The organism is Protofrankia sp. Cr1 (genome assembly GCF_963555865.1).
Lineage (GTDB): Bacteria > Actinomycetota > Actinomycetes > Frankiales > Frankiaceae > Protofrankia.
The window spans coordinates 991-3,264 of sequence record NZ_CAUVXO010000645.1 but is presented as its reverse complement, the minus strand read 5'-3'; the positions used below and the strand labels follow the sequence as shown (position 1 = coordinate 3,264).

The following is a 2,274-nucleotide window of genomic DNA, read 5'->3' as shown; positions in this document are numbered from 1 at the left end:
GGCACGGCCTGGGCGGGTGTATTTGCCGGACAAGATCCCACCAGCGAGCGGACTCCACGCGGCGACGGTCATGCCGAAGGCTTCGGCCATCGGCAGCAGCTCGCGTTCGATGTCACGTTTGAGCAGGCTGTAGGGGACCTGCAAGCCGATCAGCGGGCTCCAGCCGCGCCATTCGGCGAGGGTGTTGGCCCACGAGACCACCCAGGCCGGGGCGTCGGAAATCCCGACATAGAGTACCTTGCCGGCCTGCACCGCGTCATCCAGTGCCCGCATCGTCTCCTCGAGGGGGGTGTGGCGGTCCCATAGGTGCACCCAGTACACGTCGATGTAGTCGCTACGCAGCCGCCGCAAGCTTGTTTCCAGCGAACCCCGCAGGTTCTTGCGGTGGTTGCCGGAGGCGTTGGGGTCAGCCTGGTCGCGTGACACGGTGTATTTGGTGGACGGCACAAACGTGTCCCGGCGGCCCTCGAGGAGCTGACCGACGATATCCTCACTGGCGCCGGCGCGGTAGTTCACCGCGGTGTCGATGACGTTGCCGCCCGCCTCGGCGTAGGTATCGAGCATGCGTCGGCACTCTGCCAATGGCGCGCCGACTCCTCCTTACTCGCCGAACGTCATCGCGCCGAGGAAGACCTCGGACACGCGTAGCCCGCTGGCTCCGAGCAGCCGGTAGCGCATCAGGCGAACGCCCGTGCCGCGGCGGCCACGATCTCGTCGTGGCCGACGTCGCGCACATGCTGGCTGACGTTCCACCGGTGTCCGTATGGGTCATCGAGCTGTCCGTGCAGATCCCCCCAGAACATCTCGTGCAGCGGTTGGCGCACCTGCCCGCCGGCCGCGATGGCCTGGGCGAAGACCGCTTCGGCGTCGGCGACCTCGAGCGAGAGCACGACCGCGGTGCCGCCGATCGTGGACGGGGCGAGCACGCCCATCTCGGGGAACTCGTCAGCCACGTGCAGCATGCCGTCACTGATGCGCAGCTGGACCGACATCAACCGCCCGTCGGGGGTGGGGATCCGGTCGAGCTCTTCGGCACCGAACGCGTCGCGGTAGAACGCGACCGCGCTCTCGGCGCCCTGGACAACGATGTGCGGGGTGATAGGCATGGCCTGACCGTAGGCCGCACCGCGACCGGCAATCTTGAACGTTCTTGCGGCGTAGCATTTCGCCATGGACAGCGAGCAGGTTCGGATCTGGCACCCGGCCGATGAAGACCGCGTCCTGCTCATGGCCGGCCAGACCACCCGCTACGCCATAGACCCCCGCGCCCAATACGTGTTCGGGATCGTCGCCGACCAGCCCATGCTCGCTCGGCGGGGACCGCGGCGTTGGCTGGTGCAGCCCGGCGACCTCGTCGCCTGGGACTCCTCCGACGCGCACGCCGGTACGGCCCCCGACGCCCGACCCTGGTCAGCCTGCCTCATGATCATCGATGCTGACCACCTCACGACGCTCGCCAGTGACCACGAATCCGAGCCGCTGGCCGATGTCAGTTTCCCCGAACCAGTCCTCTCCGACCCCGACCTCGCCAGCAGGTTCTTGCGACTACATACCGCGTTGCAAACACCCATCACCCGCCTTGAACGCGACGACCGACTCGCCGAGTGGCTCCGTGCGATCATCGATCGGTCCTCGACCCTTCGCCCCACCCGTACGCCACTCAACGCCCGCGACCACAAAGCTATGCGTCTAGCCCACGCCTACCTCGGCGACCAACCCGAACGCAACATCAGCCTCGACGGGCTCGCCACCGCGGCCGGGATCGGCAAGTTTCGCCTGTTGCGGCTGTTCCGCGAACAAACCGGCCTGCCACCCCACGCCCTGCAAATCGCGTACCGCATCCGCCGCGCCCAACGCCTCCTCGAAACCGGGCACACCATCGCCGTAACCGCCGCCGCCACCGGCTTCGCCGACCAAAGCCACCTACACCGCCACTTCCGCCGCAGCCTCGGAATGACACCCCGCGAATACCAAACCCGCCTCACTACCTGAACCTGGCGTCCACAACATCACCGACGACTACTGATCTTTAATTCGTGAAGTCGTGTGGGCGTGCGAGGGTCTGGCTATCCCACGCCGCAGCGTCGTCCGCGAGTTTGTCACGAGCGCGCATCCACGTCTGATTGTCGACGATCCACCTGCGGAGGAGGGAGGCACCCTGGTTGTGGGTGTCGACCGACGCCGACGCGGCGAGGTGCGTGCCCCGGCCCCGCGACGCCGCGGCCCTGTTGCCGGTCGCCCACACTCGGCATAGGCGGAACACGTCCTTCAACG

Annotated in this window: 3 protein-coding genes and 1 pseudogene; 1 reads left to right on the top strand and 3 read right to left on the bottom strand. The window is 67.2% G+C overall.

What is annotated here, in order from left to right; translation table 11 throughout:
• Both U9980_RS27295 and U9980_RS27290 read right to left on the bottom strand, forming a co-directional pair.
• Window positions 1-678: pseudogene (locus U9980_RS27295) on the bottom strand (aldo/keto reductase); the annotation flags it as partial.
• Window positions 678-1,106: a VOC family protein gene (locus U9980_RS27290; RefSeq protein ID WP_322770557.1), complete on the bottom strand. Its 429-nt coding sequence runs from the start codon at window positions 1,104-1,106 to the stop codon at window positions 678-680. The gene U9980_RS27290 and the pseudogene U9980_RS27295, both read right to left, overlap by 1 nt.
• A gap of 64 nt (window positions 1,107-1,170) precedes the next feature.
• Between U9980_RS27290 and U9980_RS27285 the strand changes: the two genes are divergently transcribed.
• Entirely contained in the window at window positions 1,171-1,992 is an 822-nt protein-coding gene (locus U9980_RS27285; protein WP_322756445.1) for a helix-turn-helix transcriptional regulator, read from the top strand.
• A gap of 37 nt (window positions 1,993-2,029) precedes the next feature.
• On the opposite strand, the gene U9980_RS27280 is transcribed toward U9980_RS27285, so the two are convergent.
• Window positions 2,030-2,274: hypothetical protein (locus U9980_RS27280; protein ID WP_322770556.1), on the bottom strand; the 245-nt coding region annotated here is incomplete at its 5' end.

Bases quoted from the DNA above. Each gene is read 5' to 3' on its own strand.
- U9980_RS27290 (WP_322770557.1), bottom strand. From the start codon at position 1,106: ATGCCTATCACCCCGCACATCGTTGTCCAGGGCGCCGAGAGCGCGGTC.
- U9980_RS27285 (WP_322756445.1), top strand. From the start codon at position 1,171: ATGGACAGCGAGCAGGTTCGGATCTGGCACCCGGCCGATGAAGACCGC.